Raw genomic sequence first — 19,947 nt, 5'->3', positions numbered from 1 at the left:
CTTCTCCTCATTGTTACCGGAAACATAACGCAGAAAATTCCGGGCCGGATGAAATTAGCTGCTAGCAACATTGAGAAATCTGCTATCGCCATCAGGAGCAGAGATGGCTCACATTTTTACCTCTGGCGCATAGACAAAACCCTGTCCGCCATCTTGTGCGCTATAGCGCACGATGCTACCTTGTGCGGATGTTATAACGCACAAGGCATCCACATGCGCCCGGCCACACTTTCACTCTCCTCCTCTCTTCCCTTTAACACTGTACTGGCGGGATTTGTCGCCGTGCTGGTCGGTTATGCCAGCTCGGCAGCCATTATCTGGCAGGCGGCCTCCGCTGCCGGGGCAACGCCTGAGCAGATCGCTGGCTGGATGACCGCCCTCGGTGTGGCGATGGGTATTAGTACGCTGGTGCTGAGCGTCTGGTATCGGATGCCGGTATTAACCGCCTGGTCGACGCCGGGCGCAGCGCTGCTGGCGACCAGTTTGCAGGGCGTTTCACTTAATGAGGCGGTCGGTATCTTTATCTTCGCCAATGGGCTGATTGTGCTGTGCGGCGTGACTGGCCTGTTTGCCCGCCTGATGAAGATTATTCCGCCGACGCTTGCCGCCGCGATGCTGGCGGGGATCCTGCTGCGTTTTGGTTTGCAGGCGTTTTCGCACCTTCAGGGGGATATTGTGCTCGGCGGCTCGATGCTGCTGGCATGGCTTATCGCCAAAGCCCTTGCGCCGCGCTACGCGATTGTCGCCACGCTGCTGATTGGCGCGCTGGTCGCCTGGCTGAGCGGGAACGTGACGCCGCAAGCTATTAGCCTCGCCCCCGTTGCGCCGCAGTTTACCGCACCTGTCTTTCACTGGACGTCGCTGGTCAGCATTGGCCTGCCCTTTTTTCTGGTTACCATGGCGTCGCAGAATGCGCCCGGTTTCGCCACCATGCAGGCAGCAGGTTTCAAGCCTGCTGTGTCGCCGCTAATGATCTTTATTGGCGCGCTGGCGCTGCTGCTCTCGCCGTTTGGCGTCTTTTCGGTGTCGATTGCCGCCATTACTGCGGCGATCTGTCAAAGCCCGGATGCGCACCCGGATGCCAGCAAGCGCTGGTTAGCCGCTGCCGCTGCCGGAGTGTTTTATCTGCTGGCCGGGCTGTTTGGCGGCTCGATTACCGCGCTGCTGGCGGCCTTGCCCGCAAGCTGGCTGCAGATGCTGGCGGGCCTTGCGCTGCTTGGCACCATTAGCGGCAGTCTGCACCAGGCGTTGAACGCCCCGCGCGAACGCGATGCGGCAATTGTCACCTTTTTAGTTACTGCCAGCGGCATAACGCTGCTCGGGCTGGGTTCGGCCTTCTGGGGGCTGGTTATCGGCGGTCTTTGTTATTTCACCTTCAGCCGTGCGGCTAAAGCCTGAGCAATGAAACAGGTGACTTTTTAATCTCTCCTGATCATAATTCGTACAGAGGCATTCCATTAAGTTATGAGATGACTTCGACCTACAGCGGATCTGTAATGAATTAATGAAAGGAGTCTTGCGGTGAAAATTGCCACCTATCTGTTTTTTATGCTCTCGCTTGCGACCCCACTTCCCTCGTCGCTTGCCGATACTCTCTCTGATTATCGTCAGTCGCTCGCGTCTCAGCCGGTCAATTATGTGCGGATGGATACCCGCGAACTGCCCGGCGTAAAGGTGCAGCGCTATGTGCTCCATTCGCAAAACTGGTCACCGCAAGATGCGGTACGCCCGATACGCTGGGAGCACCGGGTGGATATCTATCTACCTGATGCCGCCAAACCGACCGTTGCGCTGATGGTAGTGAATAACGATGCCGGTAAAGCGACCAGTTTCAACGAAGCGTCGCTGGCGCGCATTGCGCTTGCCACCCACACCGTAGTGGTGTCGGTCAGCAATGTGCCGAACCAGCCGCTGCATTATCAGGGCAATTCAACGCCGCTAACGGAAGATGACAGCGTGGCCTACAGCTGGAAACGCTTTCTGGAGAATGGCGATGCGCCGCTACAGATCCCGATGTCAGCATCGGTCTCTCAGGCATTCCGGCTGGTAAAACGGGAGCTTGCGCCGCAGAAAATCGCGAAGTTTATCGTCACCGGCGCGTCAAAGCGTGGCTGGGCCGCCTGGCTTGCAGCGATATCCGACCCGGATGTGGTGGCCGTGGTGCCGTTTGCCGTCGATCTGCTTAACACCCGCGCCGCGCTGGAGCATATGTATCGCTCCTATGGCAACAACTGGCCTGTCGCGTTTTATCCCTACTATCGCCAGCAAATCGATCAACAGATCGACAGCGACAATTTCGCCCGGCTGATACGCGTACTGGATCCGCTGGCCTATTTGCGCAGCAAAGCGGGCGAACGGCTGAAAATTAAGAAGTACGTGATTAATGCCAGCGGCGACGATTTTTACAAGCCGGACAACAGCCGCTTCTACTACCCGCGCTTACCCGGCGAGAAGTCGCTTAGAGTGGTGGCGAACGCATCCCATGAGGCGGTTCTTTCGGTCGCCGAGCCATCGCTGATTGCCTTCGTTAACCGTTTCCAGGCGCGTAAATCCCTGCCCGCCATCACCGAGCGCCGCCAGGGTTCAGATAAGCTGGTACTCCATTTCTCCGGGCAACCGGAAAAAGTGGTTGTCTGGCGCGCGAACAACCCGCTGGCACGGGATTTCCGTTATGCCTGCGGCGTCAGATATGAAGCCTTTACGCCACCGGCGATGTCAGGGAATACGCTCAGCGTGGCGCTGATGACGCCAGCAACCGGGTGGCAGGCGACATTTGTGGAAGCGACCTTCAGCGATGGATTTGTGGCGACAAGCCAGGTCTATATTACGCCGGATGAGGTCTACCCTGATGTTGCGCCCTCTGCACAAGGCGGAGCCTGCCGCACGCTGCCAGGACGCGGGTTTAAACCGGAGCCGCAGAAGGCGAATTAACGCTTTTGCGTCGCGCGAAGCTGCGAGGGCGTGATCCCCTTCGCCGCTTTAAAGCGGTTGCTGAAGTGGCTGGCGGAGTTAAAACCGCAGGCCAGCGCGATATCGGTTAGCGACTGATTGCTGCTCAGCAGCAGCGCTTTCGCGCGCGCCATGCGGCGCTGCATCACAAACTGATGCGGTGCCACGCCCATCGACTGGCGAAACATCCGCGCGAAGTGATACTCGCTGAGCGAAACCTGCGCGGCGAGATCGCAGAGCAGCAGCGGCTCGCCAAGATGCGCCTCGATATACTCCAGCACATTGCGCAGCGCGACGGGTGCCAGGCCGCCGGTAACCGTCGGCAACTGCCACTGCACATTGCTGTAGTGCTGAACCAGGTGCGTCAGCAGCAGCGTCGAGGCGGTGCTGAGCGTCAGCTGGTTGGCGTTTTGCTGCCAGTCGCAGCCAAGCAGAAACTGGCGGTAGAGCGCGGTGATGCGCGCATCCTGGGAGAAGGTCTTTTCATCGAGGGTGAAGGTTGCCGGGCTGCGATCCCACACTTTCTCCCCCACCTCGCGCAGATGCTCATCGGTGCAGTAGAGGTGCACAAAGGCGAGATTGTCGCGAATATCCCACACCGACTCGCTCTCTTTTGGCATCAGACAGAAGCGATCCGGCCCGCCGCCGTTTTTCCAGCCGGAGGCGGTTTTGTGGTAGCTCTCATAGCCGTCGGCAATATAAAGACTGAGGGTGTGGTGGTTGCAATACTGGGTGATGTTATCGCGTTTGTTGGACCATGCCGCCAGCTGAATCCCGTCGTGCAACGCCACCGAGTTATGCAGCACGGCGTTGTGTTTGCGCAGGTTTTCAAAGGCGTCATAGCTATCAGTCATTCGCGGCACTTATCGTTTCTCAACCAGAACCCCAGTCTAAGAAGAGCGAATCGCAGAAGCCAGCGTTGTGTAAAGAAAAGCGCAAGAATATGCAAGTCGCCCGCAAGCGGATGCAAGCAAGGTGTGCCGCGCCTGACGACAATAGGCGTTCATGAAAGGGAACGGGAAGCGATATGAACGCATTACTTTATAGTCTGGTGGTGGTGATTTGGGGCACAACGTGGATTGCCATATTTTTGCAGCAGGGGCCGGTGGCGGCACCGGTGTCGATCTTCTGGCGCTTTGCGCTGGCAACCACGGTGATGATGCTGGTGCTGCTGGCGCGGGGCAAACTACGTGCGCTGTCGCGGCGCGATCACCTCTTCTGCCTGTTGCAGGGCGCGTGCGTTTTTGGCTTCAACTTCTGGTGCTTTTATACCGCCGCGGCGTGGATTAACACCGGGCTGGAGTCGGTGATCTTTTCGATGGCGGTACTGTTTAACGCCGTCAACAGCTTCCTCTTCTTCGGGCAGAGACCGCCTGCACGCTTTTTTGCCGCCGCGCTGATGGGGCTGGCCGGGATCGTCACCCTCTTCTGGCAGGATCTGGTGGCCAGCGGCTGGAGCAGCAGCGTGCTACTGGGCATTGCGCTATCGGCGCTCGGCACGCTCGGCTTCTCGTTTGGCAATATGATCAGCCTGCGCCATCAGCGCAACGGGCTTGAGATCGCCACCACTAATAGCTGGGCGATGCTCTACGGCACGCTGATTATGGGGGCGGTTGCGCTGCTGCGCGGCGAGGATTTTACGCCGCTGTGGAGCGTCAGCTATCTTGGCGCGCTGGTCTATCTTGCTCTGTTTGGCTCAGTGATTGGTTTCGGTGCCTACTTTACGCTGGTTGGCCGCATTGGCCCCGGCAAAGCGGCTTACAGCACCCTGCTCTTTCCTCTGGTGGCGCTGACTGTTTCAACCTTTTATGAGGGGTACCAGTGGCATGCGCAGGGCGTGCTGGGGCTGGGCCTGATCCTGACGGGCAACCTGGTGATGTTTACCCGCCCGGAGACGTGGTTCGTGCGGCGCAAACCGTCACTCTGTTAAGAGAGTGCCGCCTGCGGAACAGGCGGCTAAGCGTTTACTTTTTCAGATCCACCTGCCAGAAGAGGTGTTTGCCAAACGGGTCGACCTCATAGCCCTGCACCTCTTTGCGCACCGGCTCGAAAATCGTCGAGTGAGCAATCATCACCGCTGGCATCTGGTCATGCATCATCTGCTGCGCCTGTTTGTACAGCGCGACGCGTTTGTCGTGATCGGTGGTCGCCTTCGCTTCAGCAATCAGCTGATCGAAGGGTTTGTAGCACCACTTCGCCGAGTTAGAGCCGCCGTTAGCCGCGGTGCAGGTAAAGAGCGGGCCGAAGAAGTTATCCGGGTCGCCGGTGGCGGTGGTCCAGCCCATTAACGCCGCCTGGTGTTCGCCGCCCTTCACCCGTTTCAGATATTCGCCCCATTCGTAGGTCACCACTTTCGCCTGCACGCCCACTTTTGCCCAGTCCGCCTGGATCATCTCCGCCATGCGCTTGGCGTTCGGGTTATAGGGGCGCTGAACCGGCATCGCCCAGAGATCGATGGTGGTGCCCGGCGGCAGCCCGGCCTCTTTCAGCAGCGCCTTCGCTTTTTCCGGATCGTAGTCGTAATCTTTCAGCTCGCTGTCCGCACTCCAGACGCCCGGCGGCAGCAGATTTTTCGCCGCCGTGCCGGTACCCTGGAAGACCGCTTTGATGATCGCCGGTTTGTTAATCGCCATCGCCAGCGCCTGGCGCACTTTCACATTATCGAGCGGCGCTTTTTGCGTGTTGAAGGCGAGGAAACCGGTGTTCAGCCCCGCTTTGCTCATCAGCGTAATATCTTTGTTCTCTTTCAGGCGCGGCAGATCGGCCGGGTTCGGGAACGGCATCACCTGGCACTCATTTTTCTCCAGTTTTGCCACGCGCACCGAGGCATCCGGCGTGATGCTGAACACCAGCCGGTCGATTTTTGATCGCCCTTGCCAGTAGTCATCGAAAGCGGTGAAGAGAATGCGGGAATCTTTCTGGTACTGCGCCAGGCGGAACGGCCCGGTGCCGACCGGATCGCTGTCGACGCGCTGCGGCGTACCGGCTTTTAACATCGCATCGGCATACTCGGCGGAGAGGATCGAGGCGAAGTACCACGCCAGATCGGCGACAAACGGCGCTTCGGGGTGCGCCAGCGTAAAGCGAACCGTGTGATCGTCGACTTTATCGATGGCGGTAATCAGTGAGCCAAACTCGAGGCTTTCAAAGTTGGAGTAGGTGCCGTTAGAGACGTTGTGGTAGGGGTTTTGCGGATCTTTTTGCCGCATAAACGAGAAAATCACATCATCAGCATTAAAGTCCCGCGTCGGCTTAAAGTATTTATTGCTCTGAAACTTCACATTTTTTCGCAGATGAAAGGTGTAGACCTTGCCATCTTCGCTGACCTCCCAGCGCTCGGCCAGGCTCGGCTGTAACTCGGTGGTACCGGCTTTGAAATCGACCAGCCGGTTATAGACCGGAACCGCGCTGGCATCCACGCTAGTGCCGGAGGTGTAAAGCTGCGGGTTAAAGTTTTCCGGTGAGCCTTCAGAGCAATAAACCAGTGTTTTTGCCGCCACAGAAGATGTGACTATCAACGTGGTCAACGCCAGAGCAAGTGTTGTCGGTTTGCTAATCATAGTGTTTCCTGTTGTTTTATTTTTAATGCTTGTTGTTTGCCTGCTCATAAATAACATTAAAGTGAAATTGCAAACACCTGATAATACGAATAAAGAAGGAATCACTATGCCCTCGCCGCTAGCCAGTCAATTAACGCAGCGCTTCTTTCGCTACCTGAGTATCACCAGTCAAAGCGACGCAAATGCCACCACCCTGCCCACCACGCCCGGCCAGTTTGATATGGCCCGCGAGTTGGCCAATGAGTTGAAATCCCTCGGTCTTGAGGAGATTGTTATCGACGATTGCGCCACCGTTACGGCGGTGAAAAAGGGCAACGTTGAGGGCGCGCCGCGCATCGGTTTTATCACCCATATCGACACCGTTGATGTCGGTTTGTCGCCGCATATTCATCCGCAGATCCTGCGTTTTGAGGGAGAAGATCTCTGCCTGAATGCCAAAGAAGAGATCTGGCTGCGCGTGCAGGAGCACCCGGAGATCCTCGCCTATCCCGGCGAAGAGATTATTTTTAGTGACGGCACCAGCGTGCTCGGCGCGGATAACAAAGCCGCAGTAACGGTGGTGATGACGCTGCTGGAGAACCTGACGACCGAACAGCGCCACGGCGATATTGTGGTGGCCTTTGTTCCCGATGAAGAGGTTGGATTGCGCGGCGCGAAAGCGCTGGATCTGGCGCGTTTTGACGTCGATTTTGCGTGGACTATCGACTGCTGCGAGTTGGGCGAGATTGTTTACGAGAACTTCAATGGTGCCAGCGCGCAGATCGACTTTACCGGCGTCACTGCGCACCCGATGTCGGCCAAAGGCGTGCTGGTTAACCCACTGCTGATGGCGATGGATTACATCAGCCATTTCGACCGCCAACAGACGCCGGAAAATACCGAAGGCCGCGAAGGCTATATCTGGTTTAACGGCATGGAAGCCGTTCAGGGACATGCCAGCCTGAGCGCCAGCATTCGTGATTTCGATAAAGAGAGTTTCGCCCGCCGCAAAGCGCAGATTGGCGAAGTCGCTGAGATGATTGCCGCGCAATACCCGACGGCAAAAGTGGAGTACCGCGTCAGCGATATCTACAGCAATATCAGTAATGCGATTGGTGAAGACCGCCGCGCCATCGATCTGATGTTCGAGGCGATGGAGACGCTCGGCATTACGCCGAAACCGACGCCGATGCGCGGGGGGACGGACGGCGCGGCGCTCTCGGCTAAGGGCCTGTTAACGCCAAACTTCTTTACCGGCGCGCACAACTTCCACTCGCGCTTTGAGTTTTTACCCCTGCGCGCGTTTGAAGCCTCCTACAACGTGGCGTTGCAGCTCTGCCTGCTGGCGGCCCGTTAAGATAATGCAGCCCGGCAACGGGCTGCTTTTTTATCACGCCGGTTTTTGCGCCAGCAGCGTGGCGAAGCGCAGTTTGATGCGGTTGCCCTGCTCATCGGTGCGGTGCAGTTCCCCCACCTCTTCGTTATATTTCAGCAGCTCCCAACCCGCGTAGTAGTTACGCAGCTCACCCTCTTTGAAAGCAAACGGAAAGCCGACGTTGCACGGGTAATCAGCGGTATCCATCGCCGCGACAATCAGATTGTGGCCGCCCGGTTTGGTGCAGCGCTGCATGTTCGCAATCAGCCCCGGAATGGTTTTCGCTTCGAGGAACATCATCACCACGGTGGAGAGAATGAAGTCATATTCGCCGTCGAAAGTGAGGTTGTTTAAATCGACGCTGTCGATATGCAGGTTATTCAGCCCTTCCGCTTCACGGATGCGCTGGAGATTGCTCAGGCTGTTGGGGTTTTTATCCCAGGCCGTGACATCAAAACCTTTATTTGCCAGGTAGAGGCTGTTGCGACCGTTACCGCAGCCGAGATCGAGCACCTTGCCTGGCGTGATGTAGTTCATCGCGTTCAGCACTTCCGAGTGCGTCGGGGTCATGCCATATTTTTCAGTAAAGTAGTTCTCATCACGCATGGTCATTATTCACAGCCTTTAATTGGTATTTTGCATGCATTTTATGAATTTCACCCGTTGATAGCCAGCGTCCAAATATTTGCTACGGTTAAGTAATGTCATCCGGAGAAGATAAGCATGAGCAAATACCGCCTCAGTGATGAGACGCGCCTCTTCAGTTACCCGCTCGGCGGCGAGAAAAAGAGCGTCGCGCTGCGCCAGATTATCGCCTTGCGCGATTTTAATGATGTTACCGCTGGCAGCGCGGGCGGCTGGGTTGATGATGAGCAGGTGCTCGATCAAGCGGGAAACTGCTGGATTTACGACGAAAACAGCATGGTGTTTGATGGTTGCCGCATCCGCGACAACGCACGCATTACGGGATCGTGTGTCATCTGCCTGAATGTAGAAATCAGTGATAACGCCTGGGTCGATGGCTGCGAGCTAAGCCACGGCGCGATTTTACGTGACAACGTCACGGTGCAATCCTCCACCGTGCGCGGCGTCTGCCAGTTGCGCGGTGAGGCACGCATTCTTAGCGGTTGCGATATCATCGCCGCGCGCGGATTAACTCAGGAGCGCGAACAGGTGTTGCAGATTTACGATCGCGCAACGGTCAGCCATTCGCGCGTGGTTCACCAGGCACAAATCTATGGCGATGCGACCGTCAATTACGCCTTTATTGAGCATCGCGCCGAGGTGTTCGATTTTGCTCTGCTCGACGGTAACGAGATCAACGATGTCTGGGTGTGCGACTGCGCCAAAGTCTACGGTCACGCCCGGGTGATTGCTGGTCGACAGGATGATGAGATCCCGACCCTTCGTTACAGTGCGCAGGTGGCGGAAAATGCCCGCGTCGAAGGCAACTGTGTGCTGAAACATCACGTATTAGTTGGCGGCCATGCGCAGCTGCGCGGCGGGCCGTTGCAGCTCGATGAAAAGGTGGTGATTCAGGGCAACGCGCGCATTGAGGGGAATGTGCTTATCGCGCATGAAGTGGAGATCGCCGATAACGCGGTGATTATTGCCGCAGAGGATGACAGCCTGTTGCTGCGCGGCCCGAAAGTGGTTAACGGCGAGCAGCGCATTACCCGTACGCCGCTGGTCGGCTCGCTCTGACAAGCACCCATAAATTTATTTTCATCCGCCGGGAATAAAACGCCGCGCCCTTCGTCTTATCTGCTCACTATGAGCAGGATGAGCGAATGATGAATAACACTCCTTTAACCTCCACGCAGCTGACAGTGCGCCTTGCGCTGATTGGCCTGGTGCCACTTCTGGTTATGCTGCTGTTTCTTTGGGGCGGCGGCTGGCTGACGCCCGAGCGGCTCACCTCGGACAAACTCGTTAACGTGTTACAGCAGTCCGGCGGTGAGCATCCCGGTTTTCGCCGCAACCACGCCAAAGGGATCTGCGTCAGCGGCGAGTTTATCTCCAGCGGTAAGGCCAGCACGCTTTCGCACGCCGCGCTGTTTGCGCCGGGAAGCACGCCGGTAATTGGCCGTTTTGCCATTGCGGGCGGCAACCCCGCCGCGCCAGATTACGCCGTACCGGTGCGTAGCCTGGCGCTGGCATTTGAACTCCCGGACGGCGAGCAGTGGCGCACCGGCATGAACGCGATGCCCTTTTTCCCGGTGCGCGGCGTCGACGGTTTTTATGATATGCAGCTGGCAACGCGTCCCGATCCAGCCACCGGCAAACCGGACCCGGCAAAGGTAAAAGCGTTTCTTGAGAAGCACCCGGAAGCCGCGCCTTTTCTCGCATGGGCAAAAACGAACGTGCCCTCCGGCAGTTGGGCCAGCGACCGCTTTAATAGCCTCAATGCCTTTCGCATGATCGACAAAACTGGCAACGAGCAGCTGGTTCGCTGGAGCATGGTGCCACAGACGCCTTATCAACCCATCAGCGCAGAGCAGAAGCAGGATAAAAACTTTTTACAGCGCGATCTGCGCCAGCGCCTCGATCAGGCCCCGCTGAAGTGGGATTTGGTCATTACTGTCGCCAACGCGCAGGATGACGGCAGCGATGCCTCGCAACCCTGGCCTGCCGGGCGGCAAACGATCAAGGCCGGTACGCTGGTGCTGAACCGTGCCGTTGAGCAGGCGCAGGGTGACTGCAATGACATCAATTACGACCCGCTGATCCTGCCGGACGGCATTGCCGCCTCGAACGACCCGCTGCTGAATGCCCGTTCATCCGCTTACGCCAAATCCTACAATCTTCGCACCCGCGAACAAGCCGGAGCCCACTGATGAAACAGGTCGCTTATTTCCACCCGCTGCTGCGCGCGGTTCACTGGCTGATGGCCGCTGCCATTATCGCGATGCTGTTTATCGGCGTCGTGATGGTCTCTACGGTCTCCTCCCTGCACAGCCTGCTGGTGACGATCCATAAACCGCTGGGGTTGATGATCCTTCTGCTGGCACTGGTGCGTTTGTGGTTACGTTTCTATACCGCCACGCCACCGTTGCCTGCCTCGCTGCCGGTCTGGCAACGCGCGATGGCGCATCTTTCGCACTGGGCGCTCTATGCGATGATGCTGGCACAACCGCTAATTGGCTGGGCGATGCTCTCGGCGGCCGGTTATCCGGTGACGCTCGGCGGTGGATTTGTGCTGTCACCGATAGTTCCGGTGAATAATGACTGGTATGCGCTGCTGCGTCCGTTGCATTCTGTGGTAGCGCTGGCGCTGTTTGTCACCGTAATGGCGCACCTTGCCGCCGCACTGCTGCATGCGCTGGTGCTGCGCGATGGGGTGTTTGAGAGCATGTCGGGAAGCCGCAGACGATGAACGATGATGAAATTCGCGAGGTGATGCCCCATCTCTACCGCTTTGCCCTGTGGCTGGCGCGTAACCCGCACACCGCGGAGGATCTGGTGCAAAGCTGCCTGGCAAAAGCCCTGACGCGGCAGCGTGATAGCGAACAGAGCCTGCGTGCCTGGCTCTTCACCATTCTCTATCGTCAGTTTGTCGATGGTGAGCGGCGGCGCAAACGCTACCTGAAAGTGCTCACCTTTTTCACCGGCGAAGAGCCTGGCGGTTTTACCACTGAGTCGCTGGCTATCGCCGACGATACGCTCGCCCTCTTTGCCACGCTGCCGACGGAGTATCGCGCCGTGCTGCTGCTGGTGAGCGTTGAAGGGCTGAGTTATAAAGAGGTGGCGCAAACCCTCGACATTCCGCCCGGCACGGTGATGTCACGTCTGTCACGGGCACGCAAAATGCTGCATGAAAAACTGGAAGGCCAGCCAACGCCGTTAGCGTTAAGGAGATTGAAATGACGTTGCCACCGGATGAACACGATCTGCATGCCTGGCTTGATGGCGAGACCGATGAGGCGACCTCAGCGCGCATTGAACACTATCTGGCGCAGAACCCGCAGGCCGCCCGCGAGGTTGCAGGCTGGCGGCAGGATGCGCAGCGCCTGCGCCAGGCAATGGATCGCCATACTGTTTCGCTTGAGATGCCGGAACCCCGCGCGCTGCGCCGCCAGCAGCGTCAGGTGCGGCAGTGGAAGCTGGCAACAGCCTTCGCGCTGGTGATGGCGCTCGGCGTCGGCGGTTTTACCGGCTGGCAACTGAAAGAGTCTCAGATGGTGCTGGCACATGCGCCGATGGAGGACGCAGTGCAGGCCTACAAACTGTTTGATAACACCGCTATCACCCCAATGGATGTGGCGACGACGCAGCAAACGGAGCTGACCCACTGGGTCGGGCGCTACTTTATCAACGGCAATCAGCCGCCAAATCTGGAGCAGTATGGCTTTACGCTGGTCGGCGCACGGCTTGTGGCGACGGCGCAGGGCCCGGCGGCGCTGATTATGTATCAGGATCCGCGCGGCACACGGGTTGGCTGGTATATCCGCCCCTTAAGCCCGGGGAAATTACCCCACGGTGAGCGTCAGGCTGAGGATGTGATGACGCAGTACTGGAGCGACGATCACTACAATTATGCGCTGGTTACGCCGCTGAACTCCCCGGCGGTAAACGGGCTTAGAAAAGCGGTTTCGCAGGCGAACAGCTAAGGCTTATTCATCATTGAGCGTGACGATTTTGCCCCAGATATTCTGATCGTCGAAGCGGCCATTGAGGAACTCCGCCTCTCTCTGGCAGCCTTCGAGGGTAAAGCCGTTACGCTCTGCGACGCGGTTACTGGCTTCGTTGGCAACCCGGCATTTGATGACAAAGCGGCGGATATCGCCGCGTTCGGCATAAAAGCGCATCATCGCCTGCATCGCGCGGGACAAAATCCCCTGCCCCTGCGCCGCTTCATCCAGCCAGTAGCCGATGTAGGCCGCTTTGTTGGTCGGCTCGATTGCATTGAGGGAGAGCACGCCAACCAACAGGTGATCGCGCAAGATCAGGAACATCTTCGCGTAACCGCGCTGATGTAACAGCCGGTTGCTCTGGGCGGTTTTACGGGTGGTCTCAATGGATGTGACATACTGCGGCCAGTCGAGATAGCGCTGTAAGCTGTCGCGATTTTTGACAATCAACTGGTGCAGATCGTGAACAAAGCACTCATCAATCATCTCGAGCGTGATGTGATCGTCAACCTTAATCACCGCATCCGGGCAAGTCGGTTCCTCTAACATCGTTCCTCCTTAAAAACATCGCCCCCATTCGGGGGCGATTAAAAAGCTTAGCGCATGATGCGGTCGTCTACGTAGTTCCGCTTCTCCGGCGCGGGCGGGAAGTATTGATAGAGCCAGGTTTCGCTGATCGCCTCCCCCTGGCAGCGCAGGAACATGCGCATCTCAACCGGGTCGGTAGAAGCGTTAGTTGGATACCAGTCGAACTGGATGCGATAACCGTCAAACGGCTCGACGTAGAGGATCTCCACCTGTTTTGCTTCCCCGTTTGAGAGCGTAATCACCGGCTCAATACCTTTCGGCGCGGCGGCTTTCAGATCGCCGCCGACAAAATCAATGGCGAAACGGCGCGCCCACTTTTCCGGATAGTGCTCGCCCGGCGCCCAGCCCTCCGGGAAACCGCCCATGCCGGTCCGCGTCGCATAGACGTTTGCCAGCGGTGAGCGCACCGGCGGCTGCGCGCTCCAGTAGAGGCGATACTCAAAGGCCAGCTCGTCGCCGGCTTTGATCGGTTTTTCCGGCTGCCAGAAGCAGACTACGTTATCCAGCGTTTCGCCGGTGGTCGGGATCTCCATCAGGCTCACCGCGCCTTTGCCCCACTTATTACGCGGCTCTACCCACAGGCTCGGGCGTTTGTTGTACCAGCCCATCACATCCTGATAGTGGCTGAAATCGCGGTCGAGCTGCAGTAGGCCGAAGCCTTTCGGGTTCTCATCCTGGAAAGCGTTGAATTGCAGCTTCTGCGGGTTATTCAGCGGGCGGCAGATCCACTCGCCGTTGCCGCGCCACATCGCCAGGCGATCGGAGTCGTGGATCTGCGGGTGGATGGTGTCGCAGACGCGGCGCTCGTTATTGCCGCAGCTGAACATGCTGGTCATCGGCGCGATGCCCAGTTGTTTAATCGCCTTACGGGCATAGAGGCGGTTGTCCACCTCCATGATTACCTGGCTCTTCTCGCAGTGGATAACGAACTTATACGCGCCTGTCAGGCTGGCGCTATCGAGCAGCGCGTAGACGGTAAAGGTGGTATCGCCCGGCTTCGCCGTTTCGAACCAGAAGGAGGTGAAGTCCGGGAACTCTTCCGGCGTATCGGTAAAGGTGTCAATCGCCACGCCGCGCGCGGAGAGGCCGTACTGGAAGGTGTCATCTACCGCGCGGAAATAGCTCGCGCCGAGGAAAGATACGACGTCGCGGCGCGCCAGCTCCGGGGCTTTGAAGGCGCGGAAACCGGCAAAACCGAGATCGCTCTGCCCTTCAAGCTGTTTGGTGTCAACGCCCGCGTCGTGGTAGTTGAAAAGCTCCGGGCGGAAGTGAATTTCACGCGCCTGGTGGGTCGCCTGATCCAGCGAGAACATACGCACTCGGCGGCGAAAACCCATGCCGACATGGAAGAACTGCACATCCAGCTGGCGGCCTTCAACGTTATTCCATAACGAGTGCTGCGCATCATACTGAATGCTGTTATAGGCTTGCGGCGTCAGGTTAGCCAGCGTCGGCGGCAGCGCTTTCGGCGCGCCTCCCCATGGCTGTTCGGCCAGATCGTGCGCCATAGATTGCAGCACGGAGAAGTCGAAACGGCGGCTTTGACCATCGGCGATATCGGTCTGCGCTGCAGATGCCGCTCGCGAAAAGAGCGAGGCAACGCCAGTGGTGCCGTAAGTTGCCGCGAGGGCCATGGATGCTTGAATAAATCGTCTGCGGTTCATGCCTGGTAACACGTCCTTCTGGTCGTAAAATGGCATTTCGCGATATCGCGAAACAGCGGCAAAAGCGTATGACTGATGAAGGCACCACTCTAGACAAAATTCATTGAGAATCCAATTGTTGGCCGCTGATTATCTGAGCAAATCGCGAAATTTTCCCAGGCTTTAGGAGCAGCCTGAAAAGTGCGTAAAGTTGTGTATGAACATGTTGCACTGCGATCAATCGAGATTGACATGATGGCGCATCACCCGGCGAAAGAAGCTTAACCGCGCGCGCATAAAGCGCTTCTCCAGGCGAAAACCGGCCTGCTTATTAATACCAATGCGCAGCAGGCGATCGCGCCCGCGGGTGCAGGCTTCCCACGTCACCGGGCCGGGCAACGCTGTCGTTGCTGAACCGGCATGAGTAGCAAAATGGACCCAATAATCGGCAACCTGCGCGGCAAAGGCGAGATCGCGCTCATTGACGTAATCGCAGGATGGCTCCGACAGGCGCAGGTTGTCGAACACATAAGGCACGTCATTTCCGTGCCAGGCACCGTTGATGTAGGTGTCATGCATCGCTTCGGCGACGTAATCGAACCAGTAACGCCAGCATGGCTGATTTACCTGCTGCTGCGCCTGCATCACCACCAGGCCAAGGGTGGTAAACGCCATATCACGGCACACCTGGCGGCCCAGCTCTGTGTCGCCGCGCACGCCCGGATAGAGCAGCCGAATAAGCCCGAGGCCAAAACGCTGCTTGCGGCGCAGCTCGCCAATTTTCCCCGCCAGATCGACGCCAAACTCCGCCATTACGCTCGCTTCATCGCTGTTTGAGCCAACAATCACCGGCATCGGGTGCTGACGCCCGGCGAAGAAAGTATCAAGGGACGGTTCCGGCAGCACGATATCGCCAGCAATTGGCACAGGATCGATTTTAAACGGGGTATCGAGCGGCCAGAATGCCTCCGCCGGGATTGCCCGCAACTGTTCCGCGCTGGCATTTTCCAGGCCAAAGTGCGCCGCAATCGCTTCGCCTTTTGCCAGCGCCGCCTTACGCGGCGTATCCGGTAAGGTGTAGTTGCTCTGTACGATCGCTTTATGAAATAGCCCTTTTGCCAGCGGCGAAGCCATAAGTGACATCACGCTGCGCGCCCCGGCCGATTCGCCAAACAGCGTCACATTGTCGGCATCCCCGCCGAACGCGGCGATATTCTCCTGAACCCACTGCAAAGCGGCAATTTGATCGAGCAAAGCAAAGTTGTAGATGCGCTCCCCGGCTTCTGCCTCCAGCGCCGGATGGGCAAAGAACCCAAGATGACCGAGACGATAGTTGACGGTAACCAGCACCACGCCGCGCGCTGCCAGCGCTTTACCATCGTAAGGCGGCAACCCACCCGCGCCGATGGCAAAGCCGCCGCCATGCAGCCAGACCATTACCGGTTTTTTTTGCGGCGCAGAAACAGGCGACCAGACGTTGAGATAGAGGCAATCCTCCGAGAAAGTACCGGGATCGCCACCGCCCAGCAGGCGGCAGAACTCCTTGTTTTGCCAGCTTGAAGCGGAAAAACGCGTCGCTTCTCGCACGCCCTGCCAGGGTTTAACCGGCTGCGGCGCGCGCCAGCGCAGATCGCCCGTGGGCGGCGCGGCAAAGGGAATGCCGCGCCAGACGTCAATTCCCTCTTCGCGACACCCCATTACGCTGCCCTGTCGGGTATTCACAATCGGGGTTGATGCATTTTCCATAATCATATCCAGAACATATTGAATTCTGGCAGATTACCGTTTTTACAGCAGACCGCAACGGCGTTTGCTGCGCTCTTCAGCCTGTTGATAAAGCGCGAACTCATCAAGCACCGGGCAGCCGAGCGCGGCTTCAAACTGCTGCTGGCTGGCGTTGCCATGACTGCGCGCCTGGGTGGCATTCCCGAGATTGGATTGGAAAATCCCGGCGGCGCTGACGGGAAGGAAATCTTCATAGATGATGGGCTGCGCCACGACCCAGCCGCGCTCAATCAGCGGCTGCGGATCGTCACCGGGGCGAATAGCCTGGCGGTGTGCCTCCCCGGTCGGCGTCAGGCGGTAGCGGAACCAGGCCAGCCCCTGCTTGCGCAGCAGCATCTCGCTGTCGGGAAAGGCTTTAAATACCTCCTGCAAATGGAGTTGATGCGTGAGGTTATCTTTGCCTGTCCCGGCGCTGTTCAGCAGCCGGTCGTACAGTTCGCGCCCTTTCTGCGTCAGCGCGACGCCGCGCTGCTCAATCTCACCAAAGCGCGCCGTGTGGGTACCGTGATGCTCGCCGCTGAACAGCACCGGCTCATCAAGCGCTTTAAAACTGGTCTGGCGCAGCAGGATCGGCACTTCGCGGCGCGGCGGCCCTTCTATCAGGATTTTTGGCTCAATACCGTACTCCGGCATCAGCGCCTGCACCCGGTCAATATCCAGCGTGCGCGGGGTTAAGTGGTTGATATGACAGCCGGGGAAACAGACCACATCGGCAATTAAGCGATGCTCGTCATGCAGCGCCTGATAGGTTTTTTCATCGACGGTGGCATGGCGATGCCAGCGGAACGTCTCCAGTGCCTCTTTGACAAACAGCTGCGCCTGCTGAGTGGTAAAGCCGCCGTTCAGTTCATGCACTTCAATCAGTTGCCGACAGGCGGGCGTGAAGATGTCGCGCTTCGCCAGGATCGCGGCCGCCCGGTCGCGCAGCGTCTGGTTTTCAATCAACTCCAGGCGTAACAGCGAGGTGAAGATACGAAACGGATTGCGTGAGAGCGCCTCATCGTCAATGGGACGAAAAGCGGTGGAGTGAACCGGCACACCGGCCTGGGAGAGGTCGTAATAGCTGACCGGGAACATTCCCATAATGGCAAACATGCGCCGCAGGGTGGAGAGCTCCTCCGCGCTGCCGACGCGGATCGCGCCGTGGCGCTCAACGTTCAGCCTGGCAAGCTCATCGGCATTCACCAGCTGTTCGTGAAGACGTGGATTGTGTTCCAGTACAGCCATGTTCACATCAGCCACAAGCTCCAGCAAGGTGCCATATTGCGGGACTTCCTGCTGGTACATGGCCGACATCGCCTGTGAAAATTGTTCCCTGATCTCATCTGCCGTGATGCTGTACGTCATAGTCTTCTCTCTCCACGCTGTTATCTCTGGAGTGTAGAGAAGCCTGCACGCGCCCGTGCGGGGAAATTTACAAAGTGTGATCGTGGCAAAAAACGCGCGTCCGCTGCTCGCAATCGAACATAACAAAAGATTATGGAACGCAGCGCGAACAAAACCCTGGAAACATGCTGGTTTCGTCACATTGCGGGCAGAATGTGTTTGTAACTCAAAAGGATTGGATGTTAATAATATTTTGCAAACTGGTTATCAAAATTAAATAAATCTGCGAGCCACCTTCGCCACTCGGTTTTAACATTATCTTATGGAAAAAAACGCTCTCTTTTCACAGCGCATCCGACTGCGCCACCTGCATACTTTCGTCGCGGTCGCGCAACAAGGAACATTGGGTCGCGCTGCGGAAACCCTTAACCTGAGCCAGCCTGCTCTCTCAAAGACCTTAAATGAACTTGAACAGCTTACCGGCAAACGGCTGTTTGAGCGTGGGCGCATGGGCGCGCAGCTTACCCACGTTGGCGAGCAGTTTTTAAGCCATGCGGTGCGGGTGCTGGACGCGGTCAATATTGCCGGGCAGTCGTTAAGCGATCAGGAAGAGAAAAACTGTGAGTTGATTCGCGTCGGCGCACTGCCGACAGCGGCGCTGGGTATTTTACCGGCAGTAATTGGTCAGTTGCATAAGCAGCAGCCGGATATCACCATCCAGGTAGCGACCGCTAATAACCCGATGTTGCTGGCCGGGCTGAAGACCGGCGAGCTGGATGTCGGCATTGGGCGCATGTCCGATCCTGACCTGATGTGCGGCTTACACTATGAACTGCTGTTTCTGGAGTCGCTTAAACTGGTGGTGCGCCCGCGCCACCCGCTATTGCAGAGCACTGTCACCCTGAGCCGGGTGCTGGAGTGGCCGGTGGTGGTGCTGCCGCAGGGCACGGTGCCGCGACAAAACGCCGAGGAACTGCTCGCCAGCCAGAACTGCACCCTGCCGACAGGCTGTATTGAAACTCTCTCAGCCTCCCTTTCGCGGCAGTTGACCGTTGAATATGACTATGTCTGGTTTGTCCCCTCTGGCGCGGTGAAAGACGATTTGCGCCTTGGCTCCCTGGTGGCGCTGCCTATTCCACCGCTGGGCATTGGCGATCCGATTGGCATTATCACCCGCGTCGACGCCCCGCTCTCACCGGCGGCGCTCACCTTAATCAGCTATATCCGTAAAACGCTGCCGGATTGATGCTTCACCGTTGTGAATCTGCTCTGTGACAGGCTTGTTTACCTTTACCTGAAACCAATCTTAAACAAACATTTCAGCACGAGGACGCCAGCGAAAGGCGCTGATAGACTCAAAGGTACTCACGACAGCAAGAGGAAGATCATTGTTATGCAATATGATGAACAGCAGCTTATCAATGGGCTTTTTCAGCGCCTGAAACAGGCTGAACAACAAAACGGCCAGCGCGATGCGCAAGCCGAGCGCCAGATTGCCGAACTGGTCAGGCAGCAGCCGGCTGCGCCCTACTATATGGCGCAATCGATGCTGATCCAGGAAGCGGCATTAAAACGCATGCAGGCGCGTGTGCAGGAGCTGGAAAATCAGCTGGCGCAGCAGCAGAGCCAGCACTCATCCGACGGCGGCAGCTTCCTCAGCGGTCTGTTTGGCGGTAATAAAAACCAGCCTGTTCAGCCCGCGCAAAACTGGGGCGCGCCACCGGTGCAACAACAACCACAGCAGTATGCATCCCAGGCACCTACTACGTCGCGCGGGAGCGGATTTATGGCGGGTGCGCTGCAAACCGCTGCGGGCGTGGCGGGTGGTGTGGTGATCGCTGATATGCTGACCAGTATGTTTCACCACTCACAGCCGCAAGAGATCGTGAATATCATCGAAGAGCCAGCCGCCGCCGCAAGCGACGTCACGCAAAACGATGCGTTTAATTCCGATGCATTTAATAACGCTTCCGACACGCACTTTCTCGACAATAGCGATCCTTACCAGGCAGACAGCGCTGGCGATTATCAAAATGATGATTTCGGCAGTGACGATTTCAGTAACGATGACGACAGCTTTATTTAACGCTTAAATCACTTCCTGCGCCGGA

At 57.6% G+C, this 19,947-nt stretch carries 18 protein-coding genes; 11 read left to right on the top strand and 7 right to left on the bottom strand.

Annotated features, from left to right (window positions below; genetic code table 11):
• The first annotated feature begins 213 nt into the window (after positions 1–213).
• Both EH164_RS11350 and EH164_RS11345 read left to right on the top strand, forming a co-directional pair.
• On the top strand, positions 214–1,398 hold the full coding sequence (locus EH164_RS11350) for a benzoate/H(+) symporter BenE family transporter (protein WP_124968292.1): 1,185 nt from the start codon (positions 214–216) through the stop codon (positions 1,396–1,398).
• Between the two features lie 123 nt (positions 1,399–1,521).
• Positions 1,522–2,931 carry a PhoPQ-activated protein PqaA family protein gene (locus tag EH164_RS11345; RefSeq protein ID WP_241175029.1) on the top strand — a complete coding sequence of 470 codons (1,410 nt, stop codon included), beginning with the start codon at positions 1,522–1,524 and terminating at the stop codon, positions 2,929–2,931.
• Here the strand turns inward: EH164_RS11345 and EH164_RS11340 are convergent.
• Positions 2,928–3,803 carry a helix-turn-helix domain-containing protein gene (locus tag EH164_RS11340; protein WP_124968291.1) on the bottom strand — a complete coding sequence of 292 codons (876 nt, stop codon included), beginning with the start codon at positions 3,801–3,803 and terminating at the stop codon, positions 2,928–2,930. The genes EH164_RS11345 and EH164_RS11340 overlap by 4 nt on opposite strands.
• A gap of 173 nt (positions 3,804–3,976) precedes the next feature.
• Here EH164_RS11340 and EH164_RS11335 point away from each other — a divergent pair, with 173 nt between their 5' ends.
• Entirely contained in the window at positions 3,977–4,879 is a 903-nt protein-coding gene (locus tag EH164_RS11335) for a DMT family transporter (RefSeq protein ID WP_124968290.1), read from the top strand.
• A gap of 34 nt (positions 4,880–4,913) precedes the next feature.
• Here the strand turns inward: EH164_RS11335 and EH164_RS11330 are convergent, their stop codons facing one another.
• A complete protein-coding gene (locus EH164_RS11330) occupies positions 4,914–6,509 on the bottom strand; it encodes an ABC transporter substrate-binding protein (RefSeq protein WP_124968289.1) in 1,596 nt (531 codons plus the stop codon).
• Positions 6,510–6,615: 106 nt separating this feature from the next.
• On the opposite strand from EH164_RS11330, the gene pepT reads away from it, so the two are divergent.
• Positions 6,616–7,845 carry a peptidase T gene (pepT, locus tag EH164_RS11325; RefSeq protein ID WP_124968288.1) on the top strand — a complete coding sequence of 410 codons (1,230 nt, stop codon included), beginning with the start codon at positions 6,616–6,618 and terminating at the stop codon, positions 7,843–7,845.
• A 33-nt stretch (positions 7,846–7,878) separates the two neighbouring features.
• Here the strand turns inward: pepT and tehB are convergent, their stop codons facing one another.
• A complete protein-coding gene (tehB, locus tag EH164_RS11320) occupies positions 7,879–8,475 on the bottom strand; it encodes a tellurite resistance methyltransferase TehB (protein ID WP_124968287.1) in 597 nt (198 codons plus the stop codon).
• Positions 8,476–8,586: 111 nt separating this feature from the next.
• Between tehB and ydcK the strand changes: the two genes are divergently transcribed.
• The 5 genes from ydcK (at position 8,587) to EH164_RS11295 (ending at position 12,473) form a co-directional block, all read left to right on the top strand.
• Complete coding sequence (gene ydcK, locus EH164_RS11315) at positions 8,587–9,567, top strand: YdcK family protein (protein WP_124968286.1); 981 nt, start codon at positions 8,587–8,589, stop codon at positions 9,565–9,567.
• Between the two features lie 89 nt (positions 9,568–9,656).
• The gene (locus EH164_RS11310) at positions 9,657–10,700 is read left to right on the top strand and encodes a catalase family peroxidase (RefSeq protein ID WP_124971400.1); all 1,044 of its coding nucleotides are present in this window, start codon (positions 9,657–9,659) and stop codon (positions 10,698–10,700) included.
• A complete protein-coding gene (locus EH164_RS11305) occupies positions 10,700–11,239 on the top strand; it encodes a cytochrome b (RefSeq protein WP_124968285.1) in 540 nt (179 codons plus the stop codon). Before EH164_RS11310 ends, EH164_RS11305 begins: the two co-directional genes overlap by 1 nt.
• Positions 11,236–11,730 (top strand): RNA polymerase sigma factor, encoded by a 495-nt coding sequence (locus tag EH164_RS11300; RefSeq protein WP_023478671.1) that lies wholly within the window; start codon positions 11,236–11,238, stop codon positions 11,728–11,730. The genes EH164_RS11305 and EH164_RS11300 overlap by 4 nt, the downstream gene beginning before the upstream one ends.
• Entirely contained in the window at positions 11,727–12,473 is a 747-nt protein-coding gene (locus EH164_RS11295; RefSeq protein WP_124968284.1) for an anti-sigma factor, read from the top strand. The genes EH164_RS11300 and EH164_RS11295 overlap by 4 nt, the downstream gene beginning before the upstream one ends.
• 3 nt (positions 12,474–12,476) lie before the next feature.
• Here the strand turns inward: EH164_RS11295 and rimL are convergent, their stop codons facing one another.
• The 4 genes from rimL to EH164_RS11275 all read right to left on the bottom strand — a co-directional run bounded on the left by rimL (position 12,477) and on the right by EH164_RS11275 (position 17,857).
• Positions 12,477–13,043, bottom strand: a complete 567-nt coding sequence (gene rimL / locus EH164_RS11290) for a 50S ribosomal protein L7/L12-serine acetyltransferase (protein ID WP_124968283.1) — start codon at positions 13,041–13,043, stop codon at positions 12,477–12,479.
• A 47-nt stretch (positions 13,044–13,090) separates the two neighbouring features.
• Positions 13,091–14,746, bottom strand: coding sequence for a glucan biosynthesis protein D (locus EH164_RS11285; RefSeq protein WP_023478908.1), 1,656 nt, complete (start codon positions 14,744–14,746; stop codon positions 13,091–13,093).
• Positions 14,747–14,962: 216 nt separating this feature from the next.
• A complete protein-coding gene (locus EH164_RS11280) occupies positions 14,963–16,471 on the bottom strand; it encodes a carboxylesterase/lipase family protein (RefSeq protein WP_124968282.1) in 1,509 nt (502 codons plus the stop codon).
• Between the two features lie 42 nt (positions 16,472–16,513).
• Positions 16,514–17,857 (bottom strand): VOC family protein, encoded by a 1,344-nt coding sequence (locus EH164_RS11275; RefSeq protein ID WP_124968281.1) that lies wholly within the window; start codon positions 17,855–17,857, stop codon positions 16,514–16,516.
• Positions 17,858–18,158: 301 nt separating this feature from the next.
• Here EH164_RS11275 and EH164_RS11270 point away from each other — a divergent pair, with 301 nt between their 5' ends.
• Positions 18,159–19,082 (top strand): LysR substrate-binding domain-containing protein, encoded by a 924-nt coding sequence (locus tag EH164_RS11270; RefSeq protein ID WP_023478834.1) that lies wholly within the window; start codon positions 18,159–18,161, stop codon positions 19,080–19,082.
• 147 nt (positions 19,083–19,229) lie between these two features.
• The gene (locus EH164_RS11265) at positions 19,230–19,922 is read left to right on the top strand and encodes a DUF2076 domain-containing protein (RefSeq protein ID WP_124968280.1); all 693 of its coding nucleotides are present in this window, start codon (positions 19,230–19,232) and stop codon (positions 19,920–19,922) included.
• Positions 19,923–19,947: the final 25 nt, after the last annotated feature.

The organism is Kosakonia sp. CCTCC M2018092 (assembly GCF_003864115.1).
GTDB classification, from domain to species: Bacteria; Pseudomonadota; Gammaproteobacteria; order Enterobacterales; family Enterobacteriaceae; genus Kosakonia; species Kosakonia cowanii.
The sequence above is the reverse complement of the archived record's forward strand: the minus strand, read 5'-3'. Positions and strand labels throughout refer to the sequence as shown.

Excerpts from the sequence above, each read along its gene's own strand:
- tehB (WP_124968287.1), bottom strand. The coding sequence starts at position 8,475 with ATGACCATGCGTGATGAGAACTACTTTACTGAAAAATATGGCATGACC.
- EH164_RS11330 (WP_124968289.1), bottom strand. The coding sequence starts at position 6,509 with ATGATTAGCAAACCGACAACACTTGCTCTGGCGTTGACCACGTTGATA.
- pepT (WP_124968288.1), top strand. The coding sequence starts at position 6,616 with ATGCCCTCGCCGCTAGCCAGTCAATTAACGCAGCGCTTCTTTCGCTAC.
- EH164_RS11280 (WP_124968282.1), bottom strand. The coding sequence starts at position 16,471 with ATGGAAAATGCATCAACCCCGATTGTGAATACCCGACAGGGCAGCGTA.
- EH164_RS11285 (WP_023478908.1), bottom strand. The coding sequence starts at position 14,746 with ATGAACCGCAGACGATTTATTCAAGCATCCATGGCCCTCGCGGCAACT.
- EH164_RS11350 (WP_124968292.1), top strand. The coding sequence starts at position 214 with ATGCGCCCGGCCACACTTTCACTCTCCTCCTCTCTTCCCTTTAACACT.
- EH164_RS11295 (WP_124968284.1), top strand. The coding sequence starts at position 11,727 with ATGACGTTGCCACCGGATGAACACGATCTGCATGCCTGGCTTGATGGC.
- EH164_RS11265 (WP_124968280.1), top strand. The coding sequence starts at position 19,230 with ATGCAATATGATGAACAGCAGCTTATCAATGGGCTTTTTCAGCGCCTG.
- rimL (WP_124968283.1), bottom strand. The coding sequence starts at position 13,043 with ATGTTAGAGGAACCGACTTGCCCGGATGCGGTGATTAAGGTTGACGAT.
- ydcK (WP_124968286.1), top strand. The coding sequence starts at position 8,587 with ATGAGCAAATACCGCCTCAGTGATGAGACGCGCCTCTTCAGTTACCCG.
- EH164_RS11270 (WP_023478834.1), top strand. The coding sequence starts at position 18,159 with ATGGAAAAAAACGCTCTCTTTTCACAGCGCATCCGACTGCGCCACCTG.
- EH164_RS11340 (WP_124968291.1), bottom strand. The coding sequence starts at position 3,803 with ATGACTGATAGCTATGACGCCTTTGAAAACCTGCGCAAACACAACGCC.
- EH164_RS11305 (WP_124968285.1), top strand. The coding sequence starts at position 10,700 with ATGAAACAGGTCGCTTATTTCCACCCGCTGCTGCGCGCGGTTCACTGG.
- EH164_RS11335 (WP_124968290.1), top strand. The coding sequence starts at position 3,977 with ATGAACGCATTACTTTATAGTCTGGTGGTGGTGATTTGGGGCACAACG.
- EH164_RS11300 (WP_023478671.1), top strand. The coding sequence starts at position 11,236 with ATGAACGATGATGAAATTCGCGAGGTGATGCCCCATCTCTACCGCTTT.
- EH164_RS11310 (WP_124971400.1), top strand. The coding sequence starts at position 9,657 with ATGAATAACACTCCTTTAACCTCCACGCAGCTGACAGTGCGCCTTGCG.
- EH164_RS11275 (WP_124968281.1), bottom strand. The coding sequence starts at position 17,857 with ATGACGTACAGCATCACGGCAGATGAGATCAGGGAACAATTTTCACAG.